The organism is Saccharopolyspora sp. 6V, assembly GCF_020176785.1.
GTDB classification, from domain to species: Bacteria; Actinomycetota; Actinomycetes; order Mycobacteriales; family Pseudonocardiaceae; genus Saccharopolyspora_C; species Saccharopolyspora_C gregorii.
Genome location: NZ_JAIUKB010000095.1, coordinates 39576 through 61361 on the forward strand (window position 1 = coordinate 39576; position 21786 = coordinate 61361).

18 protein-coding genes are annotated in these 21786 nt (G+C 71.1%); 3 read left to right on the forward strand and 15 right to left on the reverse strand.

Going from position 1 to position 21786, the window contains the following annotated elements; genetic code table 11:
- Window position 1 precedes the first annotated feature (1 nt).
- The 14 genes from LCD35_RS19235 to LCD35_RS19300 form a co-directional block, all read right to left on the reverse strand.
- Window positions 2–520, reverse strand: coding sequence for a phage baseplate assembly protein V (locus tag LCD35_RS19235; RefSeq protein ID WP_224955595.1), 519 nt, complete (start codon window positions 518–520; stop codon window positions 2–4).
- A gap of 17 nt (window positions 521–537) precedes the next feature.
- Entirely contained in the window at window positions 538–1677 is a 1140-nt protein-coding gene (locus tag LCD35_RS19240) for a hypothetical protein (RefSeq protein WP_225044597.1), read from the reverse strand.
- Window positions 1670–2011 (reverse strand): LysM domain-containing protein, encoded by a 342-nt coding sequence (locus LCD35_RS19245; RefSeq protein ID WP_224955593.1) that lies wholly within the window; start codon window positions 2009–2011, stop codon window positions 1670–1672. The genes LCD35_RS19240 and LCD35_RS19245 overlap by 8 nt, the downstream gene beginning before the upstream one ends.
- Window positions 2012–2014: 3 nt before the next feature.
- Window positions 2015–2692, reverse strand: coding sequence for a hypothetical protein (locus LCD35_RS19250; protein ID WP_224955592.1), 678 nt, complete (start codon window positions 2690–2692; stop codon window positions 2015–2017).
- A 21-nt stretch (window positions 2693–2713) separates the two neighbouring features.
- A complete protein-coding gene (locus LCD35_RS19255) occupies window positions 2714–3331 on the reverse strand; it encodes a hypothetical protein (protein ID WP_224955591.1) in 618 nt (205 codons plus the stop codon).
- Between the two features lie 93 nt (window positions 3332–3424).
- Window positions 3425–9973 (reverse strand): DUF4157 domain-containing protein, encoded by a 6549-nt coding sequence (locus LCD35_RS19260; RefSeq protein WP_225044598.1) that lies wholly within the window; start codon window positions 9971–9973, stop codon window positions 3425–3427.
- Complete coding sequence (locus LCD35_RS19265) at window positions 9970–10233, reverse strand: hypothetical protein (protein ID WP_224955589.1); 264 nt, start codon at window positions 10231–10233, stop codon at window positions 9970–9972. The genes LCD35_RS19260 and LCD35_RS19265 overlap by 4 nt, the downstream gene beginning before the upstream one ends.
- Window positions 10224–12110: an ATP-binding protein gene (locus LCD35_RS19270; protein ID WP_225044599.1), complete on the reverse strand. Its 1887-nt coding sequence runs from the start codon at window positions 12108–12110 to the stop codon at window positions 10224–10226. Before LCD35_RS19270 ends, LCD35_RS19265 begins: the two co-directional genes overlap by 10 nt.
- 33 nt (window positions 12111–12143) lie before the next feature.
- Entirely contained in the window at window positions 12144–13178 is a 1035-nt protein-coding gene (locus LCD35_RS19275; RefSeq protein WP_225044600.1) for a DUF4255 domain-containing protein, read from the reverse strand.
- On the reverse strand, window positions 13175–13837 hold the full coding sequence (locus LCD35_RS19280; RefSeq protein ID WP_225044601.1) for a hypothetical protein: 663 nt from the start codon (window positions 13835–13837) through the stop codon (window positions 13175–13177). Before LCD35_RS19280 ends, LCD35_RS19275 begins: the two co-directional genes overlap by 4 nt.
- On the reverse strand, window positions 13830–14555 hold the full coding sequence (locus LCD35_RS19285; RefSeq protein ID WP_224966070.1) for a hypothetical protein: 726 nt from the start codon (window positions 14553–14555) through the stop codon (window positions 13830–13832). Before LCD35_RS19285 ends, LCD35_RS19280 begins: the two co-directional genes overlap by 8 nt.
- A gap of 44 nt (window positions 14556–14599) precedes the next feature.
- Window positions 14600–15124, reverse strand: a complete 525-nt coding sequence (locus LCD35_RS19290) for a phage tail protein (RefSeq protein ID WP_224955584.1) — start codon at window positions 15122–15124, stop codon at window positions 14600–14602.
- Between the two features lie 18 nt (window positions 15125–15142).
- Entirely contained in the window at window positions 15143–16990 is a 1848-nt protein-coding gene (locus tag LCD35_RS19295; RefSeq protein WP_225044602.1) for a phage tail sheath C-terminal domain-containing protein, read from the reverse strand.
- Between the two features lie 359 nt (window positions 16991–17349).
- Entirely contained in the window at window positions 17350–18357 is a 1008-nt protein-coding gene (locus tag LCD35_RS19300) for a glutathione S-transferase family protein (protein ID WP_225044603.1), read from the reverse strand.
- 262 nt (window positions 18358–18619) lie between these two features.
- Here LCD35_RS19300 and LCD35_RS19305 point away from each other — a divergent pair, with 262 nt between their 5' ends.
- The 3 genes from LCD35_RS19305 to LCD35_RS19315 all read left to right on the forward strand — a co-directional run bounded on the left by LCD35_RS19305 (window position 18620) and on the right by LCD35_RS19315 (window position 20874).
- Window positions 18620–19150 (forward strand): PadR family transcriptional regulator, encoded by a 531-nt coding sequence (locus tag LCD35_RS19305; protein ID WP_224955581.1) that lies wholly within the window; start codon window positions 18620–18622, stop codon window positions 19148–19150.
- Complete coding sequence (locus tag LCD35_RS19310; protein WP_224955580.1) at window positions 19147–20364, forward strand: cytochrome P450; 1218 nt, start codon at window positions 19147–19149, stop codon at window positions 20362–20364. Before LCD35_RS19305 ends, LCD35_RS19310 begins: the two co-directional genes overlap by 4 nt.
- A 114-nt stretch (window positions 20365–20478) precedes the next feature.
- Complete coding sequence (locus LCD35_RS19315) at window positions 20479–20874, forward strand: Rid family hydrolase (protein ID WP_224955579.1); 396 nt, start codon at window positions 20479–20481, stop codon at window positions 20872–20874.
- 9 nt (window positions 20875–20883) lie between these two features.
- Here LCD35_RS19315 and LCD35_RS19320 read toward each other — a convergent pair whose 3' ends face one another.
- On the reverse strand, window positions 20884–21627 hold the full coding sequence (locus LCD35_RS19320) for a FadR/GntR family transcriptional regulator (RefSeq protein ID WP_224955578.1): 744 nt from the start codon (window positions 21625–21627) through the stop codon (window positions 20884–20886).
- Window positions 21628–21786 lie beyond the last annotated feature (159 nt).

Consider the following 21786-nt stretch of genomic DNA (forward strand, 5'->3'; position numbering starts at 1 on the left):
CCTACTGCCTCTTGGGCACGATCAACCGGCCCTGGTTGATGTTCACTTCGTCGCCGACGAGTTCCACGGACGCGCCCTTGCCGTTGCCGACGGTCACGCCCTTCTCGTCGATCTGCACGTACGCCCCGCTCGCCGCGCGCAGCAGGATTCCTTCACCGCCGGGCACGTCGGACATGAGCAGCTTGTGGTCGCCGGGCGTCCGGATCACGACGGGCTGGCGCTCGCCGAGCGCGTCCGGCGGCAGCTCGGAGCGGTCGCCGTACCAGCAGCCCGTCCAGATCGGGAAGCTCGGATCGCCCTGCTCGAACTCGATCCACACGCCGGCGCCGACCTGCGGCACCACATACTGCCCGGCGCCGCGGCCGGTGAACGGCAGGCACGGCAGCGCCCAGGTGGAGGCCACGTCGCCGAGCACGTCCGGCACCTGCGCGGTGATCCGCCCGATCTGCAGCGGGTCGGCGTTGTCCACGACCCGGCCGCGGAACTTGCCGAGGAAGCGGTTGTTCGATGCGTCGGCCATGCGGTTCCTTCCTCGGGCTAGGGGCGGACGGTGTCGCTGCGGGCCACGAGCCCTTCGCGGGAGAGCGTGAAGTTCTGCTGGTACGAACCGACCCGCAGGTTGTGCGTCACCGATTTCACGTAGTAGTCGCCGTCGTAGGTGACGCCCGCGCCCCGCACCCCGACGAGCTCGCGGGGCCGCAGCACGTACCCGTGCCGGTTCACGTCCAGCGAGCCGGATCCGGAGATCGCGTCGGCGGAGGTCGCGGCCCGCGCGAGCGCCTGCGCGCGGGCTCGTTCCGGATCCATCTTCGCCATGCCGGACAGGGGTTTCCGCTTCAACGCCGGGGATTCGCGCCGCGCCAGCGGTGGGCGCAGCGGCCCGATGTCCGGGTCCGGCAGCAGCGTGACCTGCCGGGTCGCCGGGTCCTGCACGCGCGCCTCGGGTTGTTCGCGGGCGGTCCCGTCGTAGGCGAAGGTCAGTTGGTCCACAGTGGAATGCGCATCCATGTTGACGGTGAGCGCGTGCTGCCGCTGCCCCAGCCGCTGCTCCGGGCCCCAGTAGGCGGTGGAGCGGCCCGGGCGCGGTCCGGGATCGAGGTAGAAGGTGTACCCGTTGGCGCGGGCCAAGTCGTTGACGTACTGCAGATCGGTGCTCGACTGGTAGTCGACGCGCAGTTCCTCCCGCGGCGGCTGGTGCACCTGCTCGCGGATGATGCGGCTGTCGATGCCGTAGTCGGTGTACTTGCCCAGGATCCGCTCCACCCGCTGCGAGGGCGCCAGGTTCGGATACCGGTCGGTGCGCTCTTCGAGGTCCAGCAGCAAGGTGAGGTCTTCGCCGGTGACGGTGAGCGTGGACTGCCCCGGCTGGTTGCTGGCGCCGACCTCGTTGCGCACGATCAGCCCGTCGAGGATGACGCTCGGCGTCCCCTTGATGGTGAGCGCCAGGACCACCCGCGTCTTCGGGTCGAAGAAGCCCTCCGGCAGCAGGCGGTCGACGATCCGGCCCTTCTTGGTGAGGTCGAACGCCAGCTGGAAACCGCTGCGCTCGCCCGCGGTGCTGGTGATCTGCGCGGACAGCAGTGCTTGCGCCACCTCGCCCGGCACGGGCCTGGTGAGCTTCGGGCCCATGTGCAGGCTCAGGTGCACCGGGCCGGAACCGATCGGGACCTCAGACATCGAAGCTCCCCGGGCTCGGCACGTCGATCGCCCGGCCCGGCTCCGCGGTCAGCTCTGCCGGGTCCAGCACCGGGTTCGCGTCCGCGATCCGCCACCACTGGCCCGGATCGCCGAAGTACCGCTGCCCCAGGTGATCCGGGCGCTCGCCGGCGTTCACCACGTGCTCGTCCGCGTGCTCCGGGAGCTTCGGCAGCAGCCGGCGCTTCGCGTACCGCACCTCGGTGCCGTCGGCCGTGCGGTGCACCCCGATCTCCACGTCGTGGTACCGGCTCGTGCGCGGATACGGGTGCGCGCCCGGGATGTCGTCCAGCGCGGTCTCGTACGGTTCGATCACGGCCTACCTCCCCGCCCCTGCCCCGTTCAGGCCCAAGGAACCCAGCGAACCCAGCGTTCCGATGCCCGCGAGTCGTTCCTTCTGCGCCAGGTGCGCCAGGTACAGCTCCGCGCCCCGATGCCCCGGCGGCAGGTCGCTCACCGTCAGCAGCTTCAAGCCGAGGCTCAAGCTCGCCCGGATCGGATTCAGGTTCACGTCGAACGCGGACTCGTTGATGGACATCTCGGTCAGCCGCACCGGGATCACCCGCTTGCCGCCCCAGGTGAACAGGGTCAACGGCATCTCGATCGGGCTGATCTCGATCGTCCCGTTCTTCGCGAGCCGCGTCGCTTCGCGGAGCTGAGCAGTCGTCGGCTGCACCAGCATCTCCAGCGCCGCCAGCTGTGGGTGAATGCCCTCCGGTGCCGCGATCTCCAGCTGATCCGTCGCGTCGATCTCCGCCGTGAACTTCCACGACTCCTCCGCCGGGCCTTTCAGCCGCAGCGCCTCGTTCTTGTCGCCCGATCCGCTGCCACCACCGCCGGAATCACCCTCGCCTCCCGCGGACTGTGGCGACACCGAGCGTTCGAGCGTGTCCGGGTTGAACTGCAACACGATCACCCGCTGCGGGGTGCCGCGCTCGGGGTCGACGAGCACGATGCCGGACCGGATCGGCTTGGGGATGTCGACGTAGCGGGTCATACCAGTCCAATCAACTCGCGGTCACCGGTCACGATCTTCACGGAGGTAATAACCCGGGCTGCTGGAGAACCGAATCCCCTCAGACACGAGGACATCGATCACCACTCCACTCCAGATCAAGGTCGGAGGACTGGGCAACGTCGCACCCCCGTGCCGATACCCGGATACCCAAGCGATTCCACCAGCAGCGATCGCACGGGCGTTCGCATCGGTGAAGTACTCGCGACCATCATGCGAGACAACCCACAGCCCGCCACGTCGCGGCCATTTCTTGAAAAGCGACTTTATCTCGATCGGATCAGGAAGATGAGGCGCACTCGAAACACTTGAGAACCCCGCGCGATCGCTCGGCGACCATTGAACGCCAGGAGCCAGCGGCGCGACCAAATCCACCAGCTCCCGATTAGCTATGACGTCACCACTCTCGGCATAAGTCAGCTTCGGCCCAGCGGGAAGCTCATCCACCTGCCACTCAGGAACAAGGCACAAGTAAGCAGCTTGCTCCCCCCGGGGAACTCCCTGTTCCAGCCGAGGCGACGTCACCCGCAACTCGTACCCCCTTCCGATCAATTCATCGACCACCTCGTCGAACGACTCGTCCGGAATACGCCACTCCTCCGGATCAGAAGCTATTTCCACAGCTCCTCGAGCCGACAACTCCGACCTCACGACGGAGCCCGCACCGTCGAACAACACAACGTCACCCAATAGACTCCCCTCCCAAGGCCGCCACTACGGAAGTTTCAGGAAAATTCCGCGCCCCTTGCTCACACTCTGCATCCCGAGCGGATTCCGCCCGAGCACCTCCTCCATGCAGCGCACACCCCACTCCATCTTTTCCGAATACCCAGCACCTCGGAGGTACTGGTACACCGGCTTCCCGTTCGTAGAAGGCAGACCGTGCTTGGACGTCGTCGACGGGTTCGCGGCAGGCTGACTGTGATCCATCCAAGTATTGAAGTCCTGATTAGCAGTGGCCGCAGTGAGCACCAAGTTCTTCGTATGGTTGGGGCCGTTCTGCCGCTGCTCGACGATATGGTGCCACTGCGGCTTCACCGGGTTTCCTGATTTCGAAGTGCTCGTGGGCGTGTCCGGATTGGTGAACCTCGCAGTCATCCGATAGTTCAGAACCTGCCGAGCCTGGTTGTACTCACTCCACAGGTCCCGCTGCCGAATGGCCTCGAAGTCCGGACCGAGCGCGTACCACCTCTTATCGAAGTCGACCCGCTCCCAACGTTCCTTGACCTCCCGCACCGGAACCCTGAACTCGCCCTTCCCCGAAGGTCCGTGACCGTAGAAGTCGAACTGGACCTGGCGTCCATCCTTGCGCCGAACCTGCATGATCTTTCCGGTGTACCACTGCCCCTTCTTCGCACGGCCGGTCCAACCGTCCTGAACCACATCCTCCCCTTTCGGTTCTCCGGGAGGAACGCTGTAGGCATCGGGCTCAGAATGCGGCTCGGTGTACTCACCCCGCAAAACCGGCCGGGACGGGTTCAGCGTGGCGACCACGATGAAAGGATCACCGCCGACCGGACCCAACCCGGTCAATCGGTAGTGCGCCTTCAGCGCACCGAGCAGATCGAGGAACCGAGGACGCTGGATACCGTCCTTCATCTTCGCGTACAGCTTGGGGCGTAAGCGTGCCACGATCTTGTCCAGCTGATCATCCTTGGACTTCTTGGACTCCTCGTCCTTCTTCCGATCGTTCTTCTTGCTCTGCTTGTTCTCGTTCCGATCGCGTTCGCGCCTGCGATCCCTGGAGGGATCGCGGTCCCGGTCCTTCGGACGTCTCCGGTCGTCGTCGTCCTTGCGCTTGCGCTTGTTCGATCCGCTGTCCGCCTTGTCCCGGTTGTTCTTGCGATCCCGGTCCCGCTTCTCGTCGCGGTCCTTCTTCCGCTCCCGCTCCTGGCTGCGCCGATCGTCCCTGCGTCCGGGGACGTCGTCGTCCTTCTTCGGGCGGTCCGAGTCCTCGTCCTTCTTGCGGTTCGGGTCCGCTTCGTCCTTCTGCTTGCGCTGCGCGTCGTCGTCCTTGCGCTTGCGGTCCTGTTCGTCGTCGTCCCGCTTGCGGTCCCGCTCGTCGTCCTGCTGCTTCTTCTTAGCCGGGGATTCGCGGTCGTCGTCGCGGCGTTTGCCGTCGCGGCGCTCGTCATCACGACGGTCCGGGTCCCGGCGCCGCTGCCCGTCCTCGTCCTTCCGGCGGTGCGGGTCCGAATGCCGCCCGTCGGGCTTGTCCTCCTTCTTCGCGTCCTTGTGGTCGTCCTTGCGAGGCTTGTCGTCCTTCGCCGGGTGCTTCTTGGAGTCGTCGCCCGGCTTCTTCGGCGCGTCGGCCTTGTCGCCGGTCTTGCCCTGGTCAGCCTTCTTGTCGCTGCGAACGCCGGTCTTACCCCCCTGACCACTGGGTTTGCCGCCACCGGGACGGCCTGGTTTCGGGGCCGGGGTGTCTGTTCCGTCATCCGAAGGTCCCTTGTCTCCGGGGGCCTTGTCGCCGGCGCCGGGTTGCTGCTGCTTGTCGGAGCCGTTGCCGCCGCGGTCCTCGGGCGGAGCTGCGCCGCCTTCCTTGCCGCCCTTGTCCTTCTTGCCGAGGGAGGCCGCCAGGGTCTTGAAGCGGTCGCCGACTTTGCTGACGTACTTGCCGATGCCGTCGAGGAGGAACTGGTAGGCGAGTTCCAGGAGCGCGACGACGCCCGCCGCCACCGCCTTGGCGAACAGGACTCCGTTGCCGCCCTTGCCGACGGACTTGAGCCAGTCGAGGACAGCGCCGAACGCTCGGAGGATCTCGCCCAATGCGCCGATCGCGGTCTGCAAGGCGTCGATGACGGCGGCGACCCAGCCGGCGCCGGGGATGAGCTTCGCGATCACCTTGGTGATGACGATCTCGCCGATGATGAACGGCAGCTGCGGGACTACGGCGTCCCAGGTCTCCTTGACGATCTCCTGGAGGCTGATGCCGCCCTTCTTCAACCGCTCGAAGATGGCCTTCGGCAGGCCGATGATCTCCTCGATCTTCTGGTTGAACCAGTCCTTGACGGCGCTCTTGACCTCGCGGAAGAAGTGGTTCTTCGCGCCGTCCTCCGCGGAGCTCTTCGCTCCGGAGAGCCAGCCGCCGGGGTCGGCGAGGAAATCGACGGCGACCATCATGAACTCGCCGAAGCCCGCCAGGAGCTTCGAGGCGAAGTCCAGCACCGACTTGATGGCGTCCTTCACCGCCTGCACGACGTCGGCGAGCGCCTTCTTCAGCACGTTGAGGATGTCGCTGAGCAGCTTCGAGATCGCTTCGAGCAGGTCGGTGATGAGCTGCTTGAGCTTCGCGGCGAGCTCGGTGACGAAGGCGATGGCGGCGGCCACCAGGTCTTCGATGAACTGCCGGATGCGCCGGGCCAGCTCGATGACCGCCTTCACCAGCGCGACGGCCAGTTCGATCAGCGCCTCGATCAGGTCCTCGACCAGCCCCACGATCTTGTCGCGGATGGTCTTGATGAGGTTCTCGACGTCGCGCTTGAAGTTCTCGATGAAGTCGACGATGGCGTCGCGCGCGGCCTGCAGGATCGCCACGATCTTGTCGCGGAGTTCGATGAAGAACCTCTTGATCTCGTCGAAGGCCTTCTCCACCCAGTTCTTCGACTCCCGCGAGGTGTCGTCCCGCTTCGTCTTCGCCTCGGTCTTCGCGGTCTCCCGCTTGTTCTTGATGCCCTCGTCGTCGTCCTTCTTGCGCTCCTCGACCTTCTTGTCGGTGTCCTGCTCCTCCTTCTCCACGTCCTTGCGGGCCTGCTCGCGCTTCTCCGTCTTGCCGGTGCCGAGCTTGTCGAGCTCGGCATCCTGGTCCGCGCGCCACTTCTCCCGCTCGCCGGAGACGTCGTCGAACGTCGATTCGCGCTTGCCGGTCTGCTGGTCGGTGTTGCGCTTCACCTCCGCGTCGACCTCGCGGTCGTGCTTCTGCCGGGAAGTGCGGGTGTCGCGGTCCTTCTGCTGCTTGCCGTCGGACAGGCCCTGCTCGCCCTTGCCGAACGCGGACTTGAACTCCTTGCCGCGCTCGTGCTCGGCGACCTCCGAGGCCGCTTCCGGTGGTACGGCACCGGTTCCGGCGTCGACCTTGCCGCCGCCCTTCCCGCCCTCGCGGCCGGGGACCTCGCCCTTCAGCTGCTCCTTCGGCGCGTCCGGGTAGACCTGGTCCTCGCCCATGCCGCGGCTCGCGTCGTCCCGGGCGGTGTCGGCGGTCTGCTCGCCCTTCGTGGTGACCGCGTCGTCCTGCTCGCGGGACTTGTCCCCGGCGTCGCCCTGCATCTCCACCCCGGGGGCGGTGCCGGCCTTCGCCTGCTCCATCGCCTCGTCCTCAGTGGGCATCCCGGCGAACTGGGCGGCCAGATCCTCCGGGGAGACGTCGAAACCGACCTTCTCGCCGAGCCAGCCGATGACGTAGCCAGCGCCCATCAGGAACGTGTCCCAGCCGTCCGGCTCCTCCACCTCCTCGGCGGGGATCGGGCCCTCCGGCTTCTTCTCGCCCTTGACCTCCGCGTCCTTGCTCTCGGGGGCGTCGGACTTCGCCGCCTCGTCCTGGGAATACTCGGCGGGGGCATCGGTGTCCGGGGCACCGCTCGCGGTCTGCGGAGCACCGGACGGGCGCTGCATCGACGGCGGATCGGCCGCCAGCTGCTGGTGCTCGTCGCCGACCGTGCGGTCCACGGCGCCGTCCACCCCGCCCATCGCCTGCAACGCCACGTGCGGTTTCAGACCGGACGCCGTGCGCAGGCCCGCTTCCGGGGACACCTGGGAGAGGTTCGGGGCGGCCTGCGCCTGCTTCTTCGCCTTCGCCCCACCGCCCTTGCCCGCCTTCCCGCCGCCGCCGGAGCGCGGGGCGGTCGGAGCGGGTCCGGCCTTCGGCGCGGCGGGCGCCGGCTTGGCCTGTTCGGGTTTCGGGGCCGCCTGCTCGGTCTTCTGGGCGGGCGCGGAGGTCGGTTTGGCCGCTCTGGTCGTCGGTTCCGATGTCGGTTTCGGGGCCTCGCCGGTCGCCGCCGGAGCGGGGGTGGAGCTCTGCTTCGCGGGTGCGGGCTGCTCCTGCTGGGGCTGATCGGTACCGGTGCTGGACTCGTTCGTCGGCTCGGTGCCGCCGGTGGTGTGCGAATCCCGCGCTGTGGAAGGTGATTCCGCGTCGTCGGTGCTCTTCGCGCCCGCTGCGCCGCCGGAATCCTCGCCGCCGGCTTCGGACTTCTCGGACTCGGTGCCCCCGCCCTGCGCGTCCTGGTCCGGTTTCCCGCCCTTGCCCGGCTGCTCGCCGCCCTTCTCGGTCCCGCCCGCCGAATCCTTGCCGCCCGAATCCTTGCCGCCCTTGCCCGCCCCGTCCCGCTCCTCCTTCGCCGCGGATTCCTTGACGGCGCCGCCGGGTTCGTCCTTCGCGCCCTCGGTCTTGCCCGGGGCCTCCTGGGCGAGGCGTTGCGCCTCGGCGGGACCTGCTTCGGGATCCGCGCCCGCCTTCGGGTCGGTGGGCTTCGCCGCCGCGCCGGGTTGCTTCTCGGCGGCCTTGTCCGCGGCGAGGGTCGCCAGGTCCGCCGCTCCCGGCGTGCCCTCGGTGGTGATCGACGGGTCCGGTTCGGCCTGCTCCTCCGGTTCCGCCTCCACCGGCTCGGCTTCGGCCGCCTCGTCCTCGGCGTCCTCCGCGTCGCGTTCCGCCTGGACCTGCTCGGCCTTCGTCGGCGGTGGCGCGGGGAAGGACGGCATCGGCGGCGGTGCGGCGCCCGGTTCCAGCTTGTCCGCGGTCGGCACGCCGGAGACGTCCAGGTCCTGCTCGGGCAAGAAGTCCTCGGGGGCGAACTTCACGTCCCAGGCGCTCTTCTCCTCGCCGCCGACCTCGACCTCCGAGTCGCCGCCGTGCGCCTCCGAGTCCGGTTCCTCCTCCGGGCCGAGCACGTCCTGGTTGCGGGCGCCGTCCAGGGAATCGACGGCGCCGGCGAGCTGGGTGTCCTTGCCCGCCTGCTCCGGGGAGGGGTCGACGTCCTGCTGCCGGTCCTTCGGCTTCGCCACGAGCGGATCGATGGCGTCTGGGCGGTTCTGCGCCGCCGAGTCCTGCTCGGCGCTCTCCTCCTCGCCCGCCTCCTTCTCGTCCTGCTCGGCCTGCTCGTCCTCGCCCTTGTCCTCGGAGTCCTTCTCGTCAGCGGCTTTCTCGTCAGCGCCCTTCTCGTCAGCGGCCTGCTCGCCTTCCGGCTGCTGCTCGGCGTCCTGCTCCCCGCCCTGCTCCTCGGATTCCCCGGAGTCCGCGGCGGATTCCTCCGAGTCCTGCTCGGAAGCGGGCTCCGCCGACTCCTGTTCCCCCACCGCCGCGTCCTGCTCCGGTGCCGCGGCCTCCGGCCCCGCGTTCTCCGGCGTCCCGCCGTCCGCGCCGCCAGGGACCTCCTGCTCCTTCTCCGGTCCGGTGGCTTCGGGCGGCTGCTGCTCGGATTCGCGCCGCTGGTCGGATTCCTGCTGCTGCTCCTCGCGTTCGGCGAGCACCTCGGCGTGCGCGTCCGGTTCGACCGCCGGGGTCGCCATCGCGCCGGGTTCCAGGGCCGGGTCCGCCTCCACCTCGTCCAGGAGGTCCAGGACGCGTTCGTGCTCGGAGCTGAGCAGCCGCGACTCCAACCGGTCCAGCACGACGTCGAGGACGTCCTCGGGCAGCCGCGCGAGCCGCTTCCGAGTGCGCTTGGACCGGTCCTCCGGATCACCGCGCAGCGAGCGCTGGATGCCGTTGGCGAGCCGGTCGATCATCGTCGCCGGGTCCAGTTCCTCGGCGCGGCGGCGGTCGGCGTCGACCGTCGCGTAGCGCAACCAGCCGGGCGTGGCCTGACCGGAGCGCACCGCCGCCGGGTCCGAAGTGGACTCGGCTTCGCGCTCGATCGCCTGCTGCGGCAGGCTCACCGCGCCCAGCTCGCGGCCCGCGCGCAGGGCACCGAGCCCGTGCGGGTTCTGCACGGTGTGCAGGAGTTCGTGCGCGAGCAGCCGGGTGCCCTCGGCCGTGCCGGGCCGGAACTTCGCGGGCGCGAAAAGCACGTCCTGGCCCACCGCCACCGCGTCCGCGCCGAGGTCCTGCGCGAGCTCGCCGGAGTCGCGGTCGGTGTGCAGGCGGACGCGGCTGAAGTCGTGGCCGAGCGATTCCTCCAACTCGCGCCGGGTGCTCTCGTCGAGGGGCTGGCCGGCGCCGCTGACGATCTCCTTCGGCTCCGGGGCCCGGCCCGCGGTGCGGTTCTTCCGCTTGCGGCGCCGGGAATCCTGCGTCGAACGGGACTGCCGGGCCGGGACGGGTGCGCTCATCCGGATCGCCCCCTGCCGCTGAGACCCGCGTGCACCGACCGCGCCAGCGCCTCGCCCAACCGGGTCGGGGACGTGGTCGCGGGCAGCGGCGGCAGGTCCGCGATGCCGTCCACCTGGCGCGGGCCCCACGCGGCGAGCGGCACGCCGCGCTGCTCCACCAGCCGGGTCAGCTCCGCCTGGAACGCGACCGCGACCCGGTCCGGGTCGACGCCGTCGAACCCGTCCAGCACCAGCTCGCCGATGTGCACGTTCACACCCATCCCCGCACCTCCGAGGGCGTCAGGGACCGCTCCAGCTTGCGGTACTCGGTGTGCGCGGCGGCGAGCATGTGCCGCATCTGCACGGGTTCGCCGTCCTCGGCGGCGAGGAACGCGCCGGACAGCGCGATGTTGCGGATCGAACCGCCCGCCACCGTCAACTGCGCCAGCAGCTCCGGGTCGAGGTCCTTCACCGGCGCCTGCTCCGGCACCACGCGCCGCCAGATCTCGGCGCGCTCCGCCTCGCCGGGGAACGGGAAGTCCACCACGAAGCGGATCCGGCGCAGGAACGCCGAGTCCAGCGCCTTCTTCATGTTCGTGGTGAGGATCGCCAGGCCCCGGTACGCCTCCATCCGCATCAGCAGGTAGCTGACCTCCAGGTTGGCGTAGCGGTCGTGGCTGTCCTTGACCTCGCTGCGCTTGCCGAACAGCGCGTCCGCCTCGTCGAACAGCAGCAGCGCCCCGCCGCGCTCGGCCGCGTCGAAGACCTTGCGCAGGTTCTTCTCCGTCTCGCCGATGTACTTGCTGACCACCTGCGACAGGTCGATCACGAACAGGTCCAGGCCCAGCTCGCGGGCCATCACCTCGGCGGTGAGCGTCTTGCCGGTGCCGGAACCGCCCGCGAACAGCGCCGTCACGCCCAGGCCGCGGCGCAGCGTCGCGGAGAAGCCCCAGTCGTGGTGCACGGTGGCGCGCTGCCGCACGTGCGCGACGACCTCGCGCAACACCCGCAGCTGCCGCTCCGGCAGCACCAGGTCTCCCCAGCCCGCGGCCGGTTCGATGCGCCTGCCCAGCTCGTCCAGCCCCATCCGGGCCTGCTCCAGCCCGGCCCGCCACGCCGCCTGCGCCAGGTCGCCGTCCGCGGTGCCGCGCACGGTCGCGGCGGCGGAGACCACCACGTGCGGCGGCAGCGCGAACTGGGCGACCAGGTTCCCCACCTCGGCGTCGGCGAGCCCGCCGAACGCGCCGCGCCACAGCTCGAACTGCTCGGCGTCGTCCAGCGCGGGCACCGTGATCCGCGCACCGCGGGCGCGGGAGCTCGGGCGCGGTTCCGCACTGCCGATCACCAGCGGCACCGCCGCCGATTCCACGAACGCCTCGGCCGCCGCGAGCTGCTCGCGGTTCGGCTCGTCCACCTCCAGCAGCAGTGCGGCGGGCAGCAGCACCGCCTCCCGCTGCCACAACCGCGCCAGCAGGTCCCGCTCCGCCGGATCGTCCGGCACGTCCTCCGCGGACAGCGCGTACAGGCCCAGGTCGCAGGCGTCCGCGGCGGCGGCCGCCAGGTCCGCGCGGGTGCGCGCGTCCCCGCCGACCAGCTCCACGCGCAACGCGGTCTCCGCGTCGCCGTCCGCCCAGCTCGACGCGATCCGCTCCGCGGCGTCTCGGTAGGAGGCGGGCAGCCGCCCCGGCTCCGGGACGCGGCGCAGCAGGCCGTGCAGCCGCGCGTCCAGGTACGGGGAGCCGAGCAGGAAGTGCAGCACCCGCTCGTCGATCCGCAACCGGCCGGTGGTCAACCCCGCCTGCTCGTCCAGCTCCACCAGCCGCCAGCGGCGCAGCGGCGACACCGGCGTCAGCGCGCTCCAGTGCGGCTCGGTCAGCGCGGCCAGCGCGAGGGAGAACGTGGGGTGCGCGCGGGCCGAACCGCTCGCCGCCGCGCACCGGCCCGCCGTGCCCGCGTCCAGCTCCATCGCCGCGCACAGCAGCAGCACCTCGCGTTCGAAGGTGCTCAGGCCGAAGCAGCCGGCCAGCGCCTCCAGCTCGGGCACCGGCGGGATGGCGTGCTCGGCGGTCTCGCCACCGGCGTGCGCTTCGAGCGCGGCCAGCACCGCGCGCACCGCGACCGCCAGCGCCGAGTCCGCGCCGTCGCGTTCCTCGGTCATCCCGCGCCCCCTCTCCGCTCGTCGTGCACCGGATCAGCTCTGCTCATCACGAGCGCCGTCCGAAGTGGACTGTTCGCTGGATCCCGGCTCGGCGGAGGGAGGAGTGCGGGTTCCGCGCGTCGTACTCGTGCGGCCGCGCTTCGCTCCGGTGGTGCCGCCGGTGCTCTTCGCTCCGGTGGTGCCGCTCGTTCGCTTGGTCGCGGTGGTGCCGCCCGTGCGCTTCGCGGTACCGGGCCGCTTCGACGTGGTGGTGCGCCGATTCGGCTTCGCAGCACCGGGTTCCGACGCCTGCTCGGTCCCGGCAGCTCGATCGGACTCGGATGCTCGATCGGTCCCGGCTGCGCGCCCGGTCCCGGCTGCCCGATCGGTCCCGGACGCCCGCTCCGGACCGGTCGCCTCCGGCGGCTCGGCCGGCTCCTCGCCGCCGGGAGATTCCGCCGCGCCACCACGGGGATCCGCAGGCCCGAACGGCCGCGCCGTCGGCACGACCTGCCGCACCGGATTCGGCGGCACCGGCTCCTCGCGGCCCTCGATCAGCACCAGCGAACCCTGGTAGGTCGTGGACAGCGCGTACGGCGTCTGGTGCAGCATCCCCCACAACTTCGAGGTCTCGTCGGTGTCCATCTGGATCGGCGAGAACCGCACCCGCTGCGGCGACTCCGCCAGGTCGCTGCTCGCCAGGTACGGCCGCGAAGCCGCCTCCACCAGCAGTTCGCGGGGCAGCACCGGGATCTCCTGCAGGGTCCGCACCACGCAGCCGATCAACCGCTGCCCCACCAGCTCGGTCTCCTCGCCGTAGGCGCTGATCAGGTAGTGCAGGTCCAGCGCCGCGGTGGGCCGGGCCAGCAGCCCGCCACCGGAGGCGCGGCTGGGCAGCTCGGTGTTGCGCATCGACGGGTTCGGCGCCACCTGGTAGAGGAACACGGTGATCGTCGGCTCGGTCGGCGGTTCGGCCGGCGGCTTGCGGGTCTCCACCGAGACCGCGAAGTCGATCTCGGGCCGCAGGTTGCTCTCGATCAGCAGCGCGAGGGCCTGCGTGACCGTGGCGATGGCCAGTGCGTTGCTCATGAACCCGCCCGCTCGTCGAGGTAGTCGGCCAGGTTCACCGCTGGCGCGCGGCGGCCCGCGCGCTGCCGTTCCGGTGGGCGCGGCGGTGCGGCGGCGCTGACCTGGAGGCGCCCGATCTCCACCCGCACGGCCGGTTCCGCGGGTGCGGGCGTCCGGCGGCGGGCCGCGGGCGCGGTGCGCGGTGCGGCAGCGGCGGCGGCGATCCGGGTGCGCGGGGAGTCGGCCGGGGCCGGGGCGGCGGCCACCGGACGCAGCGTGCCGCCGCCCTCCCGCACCGGTTCGGGCTCGCCCGGCACGTTCTCCCGGGTCGGGCGCGGCGGTTCGGGCGCCGGGGTGACGTGCGCCGGCGGCACCAGCCTCGCCACCGGTTCGGCCTCGTCCCGCTGCGGTGCGGCTTCCGGCCGCGGTGACGGCTCGGTGGCCTGGGATTCGGTGCGTACCAAGGTGATCCGGTCGGTGCGGTGCACCTCCCGCTCCACCCGCCGCAGCTCGCGCTCCCGCAGCACCGGAGCCGGAATCCGGGCTGCTACGGGAGATTCGGCCTCCGGCGCCGGGTCCGGCAGCGAGTCCACCCGCTCGAACGGCCCCGGCAGCCGAGGGCGCAGCCGCACCGCCGCCGGATCGTGCCGGGCGGCCAGCCGGTCGAAGAAATCAGGCATCAGCGCACAACTCCAGGTAGTAACGCCGCCGAAGCGGACTGAGCGCCAGGATCTGCGGTTCGCTCCACCCGTAGGCGGCGGCGAGCAGGTGCACGTCCAGCAGCACGTCCCGGGACCACGAATCCAGTTCCGACCACAGGAATTCGGCCACGTCCAGCACCGTCGGCGTACCGCCGCCGCAGTGCGGGCAGTGCACGGTCACCGCCAGGTCCGCCGCCGGATCTGCCTGCTCGGCGAGCTCCGCCATCCGCCGCCGCACCCGCTCCGGCAGGCTTTCCGGCTCGACCGGTTCGCCGTCGCGTTCGGCGGCGAGCGTGCAGCGGGCCAGCAGCCGAGCGCCGCGCTGCTCGGCCGGGGCCACGGCCACGGCGTCCAGGTCCGCGGCCGTCGGCAACCGGAACTCGACCTCGATCCCGTCGTCGACGACCCGCAGCGGATCACCGGTGGGCCGCGGGTGGTCGGCGAGGCCGCGCGCGTCCAGGTCGAACTCGACGACCTCGCCGCACGCGGCGCACTCCAGCAGCACCTGCATCCGCTCGCCGAACAGCGCCCGGCGCAGCACCAGCAGGTCCGCCACCCGCGCCCCGAGCGGTTCCGCGTCGAGCTGCGCCACCGACGCCTCCGGCCGCGCCGCGCGGTGCAGCACTTCCGCCCGCCCGGCCGCGCGTCGCGCCAACCCCGCTTCCCAAGCGGCCAGCAGCTCCGCCGGTCCCGTCACCACCACCCGGTACCCCTCCCGCCGAACCGTCGTCCGCCGCGCGGTCAGGCGGGATTGGTGAACGCGGGTTCGGTCGGCTCCGGGACCTCGTAGTCCCGTTCCCAGCCCTCGCACTCCAGCTTCAAGCTCTGGATCGCCACCGCGTTCGCGTTCGCGTCCAGCTCGCCCAGCACCTGGTACTCGCTGGGCCAGGTGCGGTACAGCTTGTGCGAGACGGCGACCTGCCCGGCCTCGTTGAGCAGCTGGATGACGATGTCCTTGCGGAAGTCCGCGAGCGACACCTCCGACCCGAGCCCGGCGCCGACCTGCCAGACCTTGTTGGCCCACCGGTCGAACTCGGGGTCGTGGGTGACCCCGCGCTCCAAGGTGATGCCCTCGAACTCGGACCGCCCGGGCGCCTTGCGCGGGGAGCTCGGGTCACCGCCGTGGCGGTGCTTGACCACCTCGGTGGTGCGCTTCAGCGGGCTGATCTTGCTGACGCCCGCCACGGTGCGCCCGTCCCAGAGGACGAGGAACTTGAAGTTCTTGTACGGGTCGAAGCGGTGGGCGTTGATCTGGAACTCGGCCATGCTCACTCCTCCGGTTCGCTACGCCTGCGGGAGGCCGGCGAACTGCTGGATGGTCACGATCACGAACTCGGCGGGCTTCGTCGGGGCGATGCCGACGACGACGTTGACGACTCCGCGGTCGACGTCCTCCTGCGTGGTGGTGTCGGCGTCGCACTTGACGAAGTACGCCTCGCGGGGCGTGCCACCCTGGAACGCGCCCTGCCGGAACAGGGTGTGCAGGTAGGCGGAGGCGTTGAGCCGGATCTGCTGCCACAGCTGCTCGGTGTTCGGTTCGAACACCGCCCACTGCAAGCCGCGGCGCAGGCTCTCCTCCACGTGCAGCGCCAGCCGCCGCACCGGCAGGTACTTCCACTCCGAGTCGGCCGCGTCCGAACCCGCGAGGGTCCGCGCGCCCCACACGACCGCGCCCACCACGGGGAAGCTGCGCAGGCAGTTCACCCCGAGCGGGTTGAGCAGGCCGCTCTCCCGGTCGGTGAGCCGCACCGACGGCGATCGCACCCCGAGCAGCTTGGCCTCGGTCCCCGCGGGCGCCTTCCACACGCCGCGCTCGGCGTCGGTGCGGGCGATGACCCCGGCGACCGCCCCGCACGGCGGGAAGGACCGCAGCCGCCCGGACAGCGGGTCGACCAGTTGCAGGTGCGGGAAGAACAGACCGGCGTGGTCGCTGCGCACCGGGTCGAACGCGGCGATCCCGGCGCGCACCGCATCCACCCCGGACCACGCCGCCGGCGCGTCCACCAGCAGGAAGATCCGACGCTCGCGGCAGATCCGGTCGGCGGCGGTGAGCACCGCCAGCACGTCCTCAGTGGACTCGTACCCGGCGAGTTCGGGCAGTGCCAGCAGGTTCACATCGTCCACGTCGCGCAGCGCCTGCAACCCGGTCTTGCGCGCCTCGCTGCCGATGAGGTCGCGCGGTCCGGGCGGGTCGCCGTCCTCCCCGCACTCCAGCGGGAACACCGGCGGGCGCACCGTCTCGTCGAGCCCGAGGTCCCCGGCGCACTCGCCGCGGAACCGGACCTCGTCGGCCGGGTCGGTGGAACCGGCGACGGTCTGCAGCCGGTCGCCGAACGCGGTGACGGTCGCCCCGGCGAACGCGCGCCTGCCCGGCGCGTCCGGCAGCGAGCGCAGCTTGCGCTCCAGCAGCAGCGCCAGTTCGGCGACCGTGCACGGCGCCTCGCCGTCCACGTCCTCCTCGTAGAGGGTGAAGTCCCGCTCCACGTCGCCGATCTTCGCGGTGAGCTCCACGTTCAGGTCGGGCAGCTCGCCGTCGAACGGGCGGGAGACGGTGCCGCTCGCGGCGGGCAGCCCCGAATCCAGCACTTCGACGCGGATCAGCGCCGAGGACGAGTTCACCGCGGTCTCCGCGTACCGGCCGTGCCCGGGATCCAGCGACAGGCCGCCGAAGGATTCGCGGGCGCCGACCCGCGCGTCGGCGACGTGCAGGTTGAACGTCTCCTCCGGGTGGTTCGTGTCGTGGTCGACGGTGACGTGCAGGCCGTTGCCCCACGCACCCGGTTCCTTCGCGTGCACCGCGAGCACCGGGCAGTCCTTGCGCCGGTCACCGGCGTGCAGCACCACCGAGGCGGCCTTGCCGCTGCCTCGGGCGGCGACGCGCACGACGACCGCGATCGTGCCGCCGCCGGCGAAGAACTGGTGCACCGCGTAACCGAGCGCGCCGCGTGAGGTGAGCCCGCCGAAGCGGCGCTCGAACTCGGCGAAGCTGGTCACCCGGACCGGCTCGTTCAGCGGCCCGCGGCGGGTGTGCCCGACGAACGCGGTCACCGAGGTGGTGACGGTGGAGATGGTGCGCGCGCTGCTCGGGATCTCCTCGACGTGGACACCTGGATAGGACGTGTTCGTCGGCATGCCCCTCCCATTCCTCCACGCGCCGGAAAGCGCGCGGGGTCAGGGGGAAAGGCAGTGGAACGTGGGGCGCGAAAAGCGCTCGACCCGGAAATGCCGGGTCGCGAGATGAGACCATTCCCCCAATGGCTGTTCGGAGCAGTGGAGCTCCGATCGTTCGCGCGTCGAGCAGGGCCGGGACCCCTTCCCGGCTGGCGACCTGCTGGAACCGGTGCGCGAGCCCAGTTTCTTGAGATCGCACTCGGAGGTCAAGCGGTTTTCACGAATGGCCCAGCAACCCGAAGATCAGCGATTCGAAGAATCAGCCGGGGTGCGCCGAACGGCGCAATCGAATGTGTTGGTTCGAGTGAATCGGGAAATGCTCACCGGGGCTCGGCGATCGAGGGCACCCGTTCCGCGATCGGCGGCGGACCGGGCGGGGTCCCGTCGCCGAAGGGGCGGCCACCGAGCTCTTCGCGGCCGTGCGGGCTCAGCCAGCCCGACGGGTCCGGCCCCTTCGGCACGATCCCGGTCGGGTTGATCTCGGTGTGCACCCCGTAGTAGTGCTGCTTGATCTGCTCGAAGTCGATGGTGTCGCCGAATCCCGGCGTCTGGAACAGGTCGCGCGCGTAGGACCACAGCACCGGCATGTCGGTGAGCGTGGATTGGTTGCACTTGAAGTGCCCGTGGTAGGCGGCGTCGAAGCGCACCAGCGTCACCCAGAACCGCACGTCGGCCTCGGTGATCGTGTCGCCGACGAGGTAGCGCTGCCCGGCGAGCCGCTCGGACAGCGCGTCCAGCCGGGCGAACAGCGCGTCGTAGGCCTGCTCGTACGGCCCTTGGGCCTTCGCGAACCCGCACTTGTAGACGCCGTTGTTGACGTCGTGGAACAGCTGACCGGAGATCTCGGCGATCTCGTCGCGGTGCGCGGCGGGGAACAGGTCGGGCGCACCGGGCCGGTGGTGCGCGGTCCACTGCGTGGCGAGGTCGAATTCGAGGTCCTGGTAGGCGTTGGTGACGACCTTCCCGGTGGGGATCTCGACGACCGCGGGCACGGTCACGCCCTTGTCGTAGCCCGGGATCGCCCGCTCGTAGGCCTCGCGCAGCCATTCGATGCCGAGCACCGGGTCCACGCCGCCGGGGTCGAGGTGGAAGCGCCAGCTGCGGTCGTCGTGCAACGGGCCGGCGATGCCCAGCGACAGCACCGGTTCCAGGCCGAGCAGCCTGCGCACGATGATCACGCGGTTCGCCCACGGGCAGGCGCGGGCGCCGATGAGCCGGTACCGGTGCGGTTCGACGGGCCACGGGGAGCTCCCGTCGGCGGTGATCCGCTCCTGCACGCCCAGCGGTTCGCGGACGAACTCGTCGGTCGAGGACTGCGCGGCTCCCACGATGCGACCCCCTTGCGGCTGCGGCCGGACTCCGCCCGACCCTACGCCGCCGAACGGCCCAGCGTTCACCGCCGAACGGGCACGCCCCCACCACCCCAGGTGAGCGCCCCGCCGGACCGAGCGAGGCGAACGGGCCACTCACCTGGAACGGCCCCGCGGGCGAGTGGCCCACCAGACCGAGCAGGCGGGGGCGAAGGGGCGCTCGCCTGGGGGACGGTGCGGGAGGTCGACCTCCAGGGTGACCTAGGTTATCGTGACTTAGGTGTGGATCGACGTCCTGCTGCTGGCCCATCTCGCCAAGGAGCCCTCGCACGGCTACGAACTGCGGAAACGGGTGGAGGAAGGAACCGGGTTCGCGCTGTCGAACAACTCGCTCTACCCGGCGCTGCGGCGGTTCACCGAAGCCGCGGCCGTCACCCGCTCCGCCGAGCCGCAGGTGGGCCGGCCGCCGCGCAACGTCTACACGATCACCGAGGTCGGCCGGGAGCTGCTGCACGACATGCTCGCGGAGCTGCCCGCCGAACTCGCCGCGGACGAACCGGAGTTCCTCGCCCGCCTGGCGCACTTCGACTGGCTGACCGCCGACGAGCGCCTCGGCGTCGTCGAGTCGCGCCGGTGCGCGCTGCGGCAGCGCCGCGACCGGCTTTCCGCGCTCACCCGCAACGGCGCGAGCGCCTGGGGGCAGGAGGCGCTGGACGAGTCGCTGCGCAGGCTGCGCGCCGAACTGGACTGGCTCGACGGGATCGCCGCCCGGGCCACCGCAGATTCACCACCACAGGAGGAGCACCCATGAGCACCACGGCCGAAGCCCTGCCGCAGCTGCCGTTCGACCGGCCGAACGTGCTGGAGATCGCGCCGCTGTACGAGGTGCTGCGCAAGCAGGCGCCGATCACCCGGGTGCGCACGCCCGCCGGGGACCCGGCGTGGCTGATCACCTCGTTCGAGGAGGCGCGCGCCGTGTTCGGTGACGGGCGGTTCGGCCGCTCCCACCCGGCTCCGGAGCAGGCCTCGATGATCTCCGACGCGGGCGTCCTCAACGGACCGAACGGCGACTACGACACCGAGCAGGCCCGGCACAACCGGATGCGCAAGCTGCTCACCCCCGCGTTCTCCGCGAAGCGGATGCGGCTGCTCACCGACCACGTGCAGGACCTGGTGCGGGGCTGCCTGGACTCGCTGCAGGCCGCGCACGACGCGGACCCGGATTCCCCGGTGGACCTGCACGAGCACCTGTCGTTCCCGTTGCCGGTGCTGGTGATCTGCGAACTCCTCGGAGTGCCGTTCGAGGACCGCGAGTACTTCGCCGGGCTCTCCGACCGGATGAGCCGGCTGGGCACCGGCGACGCCGCGCAGGCCGCGCGGGCCGAGCTGGCCGAGTACATGGCCCGGCTCGCCGAGGCGAAGCGGCACTCCCCCGGCGAGGACGTGGTCACCGACCTGGTGCGGGCGCAGGAGGCCGACCCGGACTTCGACGACGGCGAGCTGTCCAGGCTCGCCTCCGGCCTGCTGTTCGCCGGGCACGAGACCACGGTGACGCGCATCGACCTCGGGGTGCTCCTGCTGCTGACCGACCTGGATCGCCGGGACGAGTTCGCCGCCGACCCGGCCGGCCGGGTGCAGCAGACCGTGGAGGAGATCCTGCGGGTCGCCGACCCCAGCGGCCTCGGCCTGCTGCGCTACGCCCACGAGGACGTGGAGGTCGGCGGGCAGCTCATCGCGCGCGGTGACGCGGTGCTCATCCCGACCGGTGCGGCGAACCGCGACGAGTCGGTGTACGGCGAGCCGGAGCACTTCGACCCGGAGCGCAAGCCGAACGTGCACCTGACCTTCGGGCACGGCATGCACTTCTGCATCGGCGCGAGCCTGGCGCGCACCGAGCTGAAGGTGGTGTTCACCGAGCTGTTCCAGCGGTTCCCGAAGCTGCGGCTGGCGGTGGACGTCGACGACCTCGACGTCCGCTCCGACCGGGTGACCGGCGGCGTGAAGGCCCTGCCGGTCACCTGGTGAGCGAACCGGTGCACGTCCCGGACGGGACGTGCACCGGCACCCCACCGCCGAGCGCGTCCCGGCCGGAATGCCGACAATGCGGCGGACGGACGGCCGAGGACCTGGGGGCTCATCGTGCGACGCGAGGACATCGGACCGCGGTACTTCGGCGAGCGGCTCGGCTACGAGCACGCGGTGCTGCTCGAACGCCCGGAGCGGTGGCTCCTGATCGCGGGGCACGAGTCCCGCGCCGACGACGGCTCGATCGCGCACCGCGGGGACCTGCGGGCGCAGCTGGAGCTCACCTTCCAGCGCATCCGGGAGACCTCGGCCGAGGCCGGGTTCACCCTCGCCGACGTGGTGCAGCTGCGCATCCACGCGATCGATATCCGCGCGGTGACGGCGAACTACGACGTGATCACCGGAATCCTGGCCGCGCACGACTGCCGCCCGACCAGCACCTTGATCCAGGTCGCCGCCCTCTCCGACCCCGACATGCTCGTCGAGATCGAGGGCATCGCCGCCCGGTGACCGGCCCCGTCACGTCTCCTGGCCGAAGTGCTCGGTGAGCCGTCCTGCGGCGGTCCGCATGTGGGCGCTCATGGCTTCGGCGGCGGCGTCCGGGTCGCCGTCGCGCAGGGCCGCGTAGACCAGTTCGTGCTCGGCGAGGGCGAGGTCGGCGTGGCCCTGGTCGGCCAGCGCCCGCTCCACCCACAGCCGCAATAGCGAGCGCACGTTCTGCAGCAGCTGCTGCAGCACCACGTTCCCGGAGGCCACCGCGATCCGCAGGTGGAACAGCCGGTCGGCCTCGACGAACTTGTCCAGTTCGGTGCGGTTCTCCCGCATCCCGTCCAGCTGGGCGGCGAGGTCGGCGAGGTCGTCGTCGGTGCGGCGGACGGCGGCGCTGCGCACGGCGAGCACCTCCAGCCCGTTGCGCACCTCGACGAGTTCGCGGGTGCGCGGCTCGCCGAGCATGAGCCCCCAGCTCAGCGTCTGCGGCAGCAGTTCGGAGGCGCTGCCGCGCAGGTAGGTGCCGGAGCCGGGCCGCACGTCGACGATGCCGAGGATCTCCAGCGCCGCCAGCGCTTCCCGGATCGCGGAGCGCCCGACGCCGAGGGAGGCGGCGAGGCTGCGCTCGGGCGGCAGCCGGGTGCCGGGCTCCAGGTCGCCGGTGGTGAACAGGTCCAGCAGCCGCTTGGCGACCGCGGAGACGGCCGTACCCGCGGGCACGGTGCCGAGGGCGGCGCCGAACGCGGCATCGGGGTTTTCCGGGTACGGAGGCATGGGCACGCATCCTAACTTCTTGCCGTCGGGCCGACTCTTGTCGCGTAGGGGGTCGGGTGGCGGAACCTCAGCGGTGCCCCCCCGGGGGGCGGCGGTTGAAAACGGGGGCCGCCCCAAAAAAAAAAACAATACACCCCCGCGGGCCCCCGAGAACCCCGC

Bases quoted from the DNA above. Each gene is read 5' to 3' on its own strand.
- LCD35_RS19295 (WP_225044602.1), bottom strand. From the start codon at position 16,990: ATGCCGACGAACACGTCCTATCCAGGTGTCCACGTCGAGGAGATCCCG.
- LCD35_RS19235 (WP_224955595.1), bottom strand. From the start codon at position 520: ATGGCCGACGCATCGAACAACCGCTTCCTCGGCAAGTTCCGCGGCCGG.
- LCD35_RS19260 (WP_225044598.1), bottom strand. From the start codon at position 9,973: ATGAGCGCACCCGTCCCGGCCCGGCAGTCCCGTTCGACGCAGGATTCC.
- LCD35_RS19280 (WP_225044601.1), bottom strand. From the start codon at position 13,837: ATGCCTGATTTCTTCGACCGGCTGGCCGCCCGGCACGATCCGGCGGCG.
- LCD35_RS19240 (WP_225044597.1), bottom strand. From the start codon at position 1,677: ATGTCTGAGGTCCCGATCGGTTCCGGCCCGGTGCACCTGAGCCTGCAC.
- LCD35_RS19275 (WP_225044600.1), bottom strand. From the start codon at position 13,178: ATGAGCAACGCACTGGCCATCGCCACGGTCACGCAGGCCCTCGCGCTG.
- LCD35_RS19310 (WP_224955580.1), top strand. From the start codon at position 19,147: ATGAGCACCACGGCCGAAGCCCTGCCGCAGCTGCCGTTCGACCGGCCG.
- LCD35_RS19250 (WP_224955592.1), bottom strand. From the start codon at position 2,692: ATGACCCGCTACGTCGACATCCCCAAGCCGATCCGGTCCGGCATCGTG.
- LCD35_RS19270 (WP_225044599.1), bottom strand. From the start codon at position 12,110: ATGACCGAGGAACGCGACGGCGCGGACTCGGCGCTGGCGGTCGCGGTG.
- LCD35_RS19320 (WP_224955578.1), bottom strand. From the start codon at position 21,627: ATGCCTCCGTACCCGGAAAACCCCGATGCCGCGTTCGGCGCCGCCCTC.
- LCD35_RS19290 (WP_224955584.1), bottom strand. From the start codon at position 15,124: ATGGCCGAGTTCCAGATCAACGCCCACCGCTTCGACCCGTACAAGAAC.
- LCD35_RS19265 (WP_224955589.1), bottom strand. From the start codon at position 10,233: ATGGGTGTGAACGTGCACATCGGCGAGCTGGTGCTGGACGGGTTCGAC.